Annotated in this window: 5 protein-coding genes and 1 tRNA gene; all 6 read right to left on the bottom strand. The window is 44.0% G+C overall.

Translation table 11 applies throughout. The annotated features are described in order from the left end of the window. Positions 1–18: 18 nt before the first annotated feature. A tRNA-His gene (locus B7X71_RS11395) sits at positions 19–94 on the bottom strand. 64 nt (positions 95–158) lie between these two features. Continuing rightward, positions 159–1,241: a tRNA dihydrouridine(20/20a) synthase DusA gene (gene dusA / locus B7X71_RS11390; RefSeq protein WP_293598066.1), complete on the bottom strand. Its 1,083-nt coding sequence runs from the start codon at positions 1,239–1,241 to the stop codon at positions 159–161. Between the two features lie 7 nt (positions 1,242–1,248). Next, positions 1,249–2,142, bottom strand: a complete 894-nt coding sequence (locus B7X71_RS11385; protein ID WP_293598067.1) for a pseudouridine synthase — start codon at positions 2,140–2,142, stop codon at positions 1,249–1,251. Positions 2,143–2,235: 93 nt separating this feature from the next. Beyond that, positions 2,236–3,270, bottom strand: coding sequence for an HD domain-containing phosphohydrolase (locus tag B7X71_RS11380; protein WP_293600779.1), 1,035 nt, complete (start codon positions 3,268–3,270; stop codon positions 2,236–2,238). A 389-nt stretch (positions 3,271–3,659) separates the two neighbouring features. Continuing rightward, the gene (locus tag B7X71_RS11375) at positions 3,660–4,736 is read right to left on the bottom strand and encodes a GGDEF domain-containing protein (protein WP_293598069.1); all 1,077 of its coding nucleotides are present in this window, start codon (positions 4,734–4,736) and stop codon (positions 3,660–3,662) included. A gap of 67 nt (positions 4,737–4,803) precedes the next feature. After that, positions 4,804–5,321: PhnD/SsuA/transferrin family substrate-binding protein (locus B7X71_RS11370; RefSeq protein WP_293600778.1), on the bottom strand; the 518-nt coding region annotated here is incomplete at its 5' end.

Genomic DNA, 5,321 nt, shown 5'->3' with positions numbered 1-5,321 from the left:
GCAAACCCATATAGAATATGGGGCGAACGACGGGGCTCGAACCCGCGACAACCAGAATCACAATCTGGGACTCTACCAACTGAGCTACGTCCGCCACTGAAGATCTGAGATTATAGCTTTTGAGCTGAAAACCTGTCAAAAATAGCTTGAATAGCTTATTAAGCCGACTCAAAATCGAAAGCAGCCCAATCACCTAGGGTCAGACTGGCATTAAGGAAAAAGTCGGCAATTTCTGCCTTGCTTTGTACTTTCGCCAAAGCATGATGATCAGAGAGGCGCTGGCGCCAGTAACGGGAACCAGCCCTTCCATGGGCTAAGCCTAAAATATGTCTTGTGAATGCACCAATATAAAAGGGTTTCTTCTTTGCCTGGCACTCATCAAACCAAGCCTGAACTTGCTTGACCAATGAGATTTGGATTCGATGCCACTCTGTCTCGCTAAATAGATAGCCTGCAACCTCACCATCGGAGCTAATTAAATCATCCCAACCCAATAACATCGCAGGGAAATGGTAAGCCGCCCTCCCAACCATAAAGCCATCAAAGTCATCCCAATGGCTAGCGATTTGCTCATTAGTTTCTAAACCACCATTTAGTAAGACTTTTAAATTGGGGAATTGTTTCTGCGCATCTAAACGAAGCTTGGCGGCAACTTCATAGCACAATGGCGGTTTGCTGCGATTCTCTTTGGGAGACAAGCCCTTGAGTACTGCATTACGTGCGTGAATAGTGACTTGACTCGCACCAGCATCCGCTACCGCAAGAATAAAGTTCAGTGCGAATTGATAATCGGCCTCGGAGCTGGCGGCATCCATCGAATCTAAGCCAAGACGATGCTTTACAGAAATCGGAATATCGACCACGGCTTTCATGGCCATGACACAATCAGCCACCAATTGCGGCTCAGCCATTAAGCATGCGCCAAATGCGCCACGCTGGACTCTCTCTGAAGGGCAGCCGCAATTGAGGTCAACCTCGTCATAAGCCCACTGCTGAGCCAGCTCTGCTGCTTTAGCTAAATAAGAAGGTTCAGATCCACCCAACTGTAAAACGACTGGATGTTGATCCCCTGAGTAATCCAAGTGCCGCGGAACATCCCCATGAATCAAAGCGCCCGCTGTCACCATCTCGGTATAAAGCACTGCATCTTTAGTGAGCGCGCGATGAAAAGAACGGCAGTGGCGATCTGTCCACTCCATCATCGGGGCAACAGCTAGACGTTTCTTGGCAGCAGAAATCATATAGGCGTTAGTTTATTTCTCTTTGACTTTGAAATGATCTCTCTTGCATTGTTATTGGATCTATAAAGTGGATCTCTTTAGCCAAGAGCTGTAACGGTTTTGAAAAATCCAAATCATACTCTTGGTAAGGCATCAGCATTGGGTAGATCTGATCATGCTTTATCGGAATCCCCAAGCTATTAAGGTGGCAGCGTAATTGGTGTTTCTTGCCACTACCCGGCATTAAGCGATATCTAGCCCAGGGCTTCATCACCTCAATCAGCTCTATCAGAGTATCCGTATTGGCATCTCCCTCCACCTCCTCCATCTGAAGAAAGTGTTCAGACTCTTCTATCCGACTACGGTAGGTTAAAGGAAGTCTTGCCTGCAGATCCTCCGAATAGGGCGCGATCGCCTCATATACTTTTTTGATTAACTTATCTCTGAAGAGATTTTGGTATTGGGCTCGTTCATCGGGCTGAACCGAAAAGATAACCAAGCCAGCAGTATCTCGATCAATTCGATGAATGGGGCTTAATTTCTGCAATCCCGTTTTCTTTTTCAATCTATTGAGTAGAGTTTGATGCAAATAGAGACCGCTTGGTATGACAGGCAAAAAATGGGGCTTATCTGCCACCAAGATATGCTCATCCCGAAAAATAATGTGCTCTTCAAATGGAATAATGGGCTCGCGCGCTAAACGCCTAAAATAAATGAGGTGAATGCCAGTTCGATAAGGATCACTTGCTTTGACAGGTCCCCCATCAAGACTCGCGATCAGCCCATCGCTAAAACGGGCCGCCCACTCTGTTGCATCGATGTGCGGAAACTGATGGTTGAAAAATTCAAGTAAGTTTTGATGGTCTTGACCGGCAGGCAAATACACTCGCGATGGCGATATGCCTTCTGAATTAGATACCACAAATATACCTCAACAAAGTATTAAAACATCATCGTATTAGCGAATGATTCAGCACTCTAGAACACTGCTAATTGTATGCGCCCCGCCAATTAATTAATCCTGGTATCGCCTTGCTATTTCATTAAAGGCGTCTTTTTCAATTACAAATGCTTCCACGATGGTGGGGTCAAAATGAGTCATCTTTTTACCAATAATCTCTTCAACTGCCTCTTCATGAGTCCAGCCAGTTTTGTAAGGTCTACTGGTGACCAGCGCATCGTACGCATCCGCTAAGGCCATAATTCTGGCATCTAAAGGAATATCTTCACTACTGAGCCCCCTAGGATAACCTGTGCCGTCCCATTTTTCGTGGTGACCTCCAGCAATTTGAATTGCGCTCTCAATCACCCGATCTCTCACCCTTAAGCTTTCTGCCGATGCTTTTAGTACCGACTCTCCAATAAAAGTATGAGTCCGCATGACCGCCCATTCCTCACTAGTGAGAGGGCCAGCTTTAAGCAAAATATTGTCCGGAATACCTACCTTACCAATGTCATGCAGAGGCGCAGCGCGATACATCGCATTAATCGCCTTCTCATCCAATAGATCGGAACGATAGCCCATTTCTTTCAGGCGCTCAGCTAAGACTTTCACATATTTCTGAGTTCGCACAATATGATTTCCAGTATTGATATCCCTGGCGGAAGCAAGACTCTTAAGGGCAGTTAGCATTTGCTCTTCCTTATCCTGCCTACGTTCTCGTTCTCGAGTAATTAGCCAATCATAGTGATAATTTCCGATGGCGATAAAAATCAATGCGTATAGGATAATCACCAGTAATCTAGCAACAAACTCTGGTATGTGTTCATCATAAATACTATTGTGACCATCAAAACTGGAATATTGATCAACTACCCAAATCCGATAAGACCAAATAACTATCTGCGCAGCAATCGCAAGAATTAAAAACCATATATAAATAGATTTAGATCTTAGATACTGAATAGCCAGTTCATATAGCTGCCAAAGTGATAGCGCGATTAAAGTGCTACTTAACAATTCTACTCGAACATCATATGCGCTATTTGCACGTATGAATTCAGCCACCACGCCCAATAGCAAAATTGAAACACAAAAGCTAATTAACAAGCTTTTTTTGATCCGTGAATTAAGAGATTTAAAAAGTAATCCGAGGCCACCCCCTGCAGCAACCTGCATCAAATTACCAAAGGTAAGTGTAAGCCCGCCTACCAGAGGAAACAGGAAGAAAAAAAAGCAGGATAAAGTCATCGCTACCAAAGAGAATGCCCAATAGTGCACTGAGCTTTGGAGGCTGAATTGATGTTGCAAATCATGGAGAGGGCTAAAACACAAACCAAAAAAAATCAGTCCAAATCCCAGATAGATGACTTGATTGGTTAATTCCATGACTTACAAAACTCTTTTGAAATGGGCCTTCATTTCAACAAGGTTAACCGATTATTAGCTATAGAGCGAATATATTTCTAAAAGTGACTTGCTGTGGTGCGGCAGTAATGTCAACACTTTTGATAAAGAGACCAAGCATTCTTTCCCTGTAGCTTAGCCTCATACATGGCAGCATCGGCATGCGCCAATAAATTGATGATGGGTTCGTTATTATCGGGATATATAGTGGCCCCAATACTGGCGCTAATAGATACGTTCTGACCATCTATCATGAATGGAGATGAGAGCAACTCCAGGATACGTTTTAGCAAAATATTCAACTGCTCTTTATTTTTGATCCCACCCAGGAGAAGGACAAATTCATCTCCACCGAGGCGAACTACTGAGTCGCTATCACGAACCGCCTTCTTCATCCGGCCTGCAACAGCAATGAGAAGGTTATCACCAGATAAATGCCCCATTCGATCATTGATAGCTTTGAAGCCATCTAAGTCTAAAAAACAAATGGCCAATAAATCGGAATCTTTTCTCGCTACCGCCATTGCAGTCTGGACTAAACCATTAAGAGAAAGTCGGTTTGGCAACTTAGTCAAGAAATCAAAATGGGCAGCATCATGAAGGACTTCATTGCTATTAATGAGGCGCAGCTCTTCTTCCTGCGTCTTTTGTTTTGCTCGGTAAAAAAGCATGATGGCAACGCCGAAAAGACCGAGGAACAAAATCAGCAAAGATAGTAGGATGTTCATCCGCAAATTACTAAGAAGAGCATCATCAATACTTACAAATGTTTCCATCCGAATCCACCCAAGCGGGATACCGGGATCAATCTTGTACCAAAGGCGCGATAAATTATCGGTTTTCTCAATCAGGAATTTACCGGTAAAGTCCTTTGGTAGATCAATTTTGGATATGGAAAAGTTAGAGATGACTGGGTCTGCATCCTTCTTGCGCTCCAAGTAGGCAAGCACAGCACCATTCAAATCAGTTACCGTCACTGAACCAATATTTTCGTTGCCCATGATTTCTCGCAAGTCATTCTCAAGATGACTATAGTCACGCGTCACAATTAAATCACTAACGGCAAGCTCTAAACCTTTACCAAGTGCAATCTCCCTGCGCTCTTGAGTAATTTGAATGAGTTGATTGGTGTTGTAGTAAGTCCAGATGCTAATTGCAGAAATCAGCATAACCCCAAGCAGAGAAAACCAAGCAATAAATTTGCTAAAGACAGAGTGTGCAGAAGTGGATCCCGGCTTAGTCCGCACTTCTCACCACAAATTTTTCTAAACGCAACCCCTCTAAAGGTTGATAGTTTGTCTTGTAACTCACTGCCATTATTTTTGCAAGTTGAGCCCCTTTTAGCAATTCACTACCTTCGATCGTCTGATCCATTCCTAGCAAAGCACTTTGCACGCTCTTGCGAACCTGTTCCGATACTCGAGCATTTGCCGAAAAAGGGTGGGATGTATAGCGCTTCGTCTCCATCAAGGTACGTAATTCAGCCTTTAGTTCAGGTGACTCAGCCATCAATGTAGCCTGAATCCCCCCACCTGCTGACACATCTCCACGAATAACAGATCGGTAAACATTGCTATGCGTCTTTACATACACCGGTTCAAATGACACCCCATTTTTTGCCAAGGTTGCGCGTATGAGCAAAGAGGCAGCAAAAGCATTAGGGGCTGGAAAAGCAATACGACTACCGCCAAGCTCTTTTATATTATTGAGCTTACTGTCTTTTTGCACCGTAAGAATGCCAAAAAACGGATCGC

Source organism: Polynucleobacter sp. 39-46-10 (assembly GCF_002282275.1).
The sequence above is the reverse complement of the archived record's forward strand: the minus strand, read 5'-3'. Positions and strand labels throughout refer to the sequence as shown.

What these genes read in the sequence shown, in the direction of transcription:
- dusA (WP_293598066.1), bottom strand. Translation starts at nt 1,241, where the DNA reads ATGATTTCTGCTGCCAAGAAACGTCTAGCTGTTGCCCCGATGATGGAG.
- B7X71_RS11375 (WP_293598069.1), bottom strand. Translation starts at nt 4,736, where the DNA reads ATGCTGATTTCTGCAATTAGCATCTGGACTTACTACAACACCAATCAA.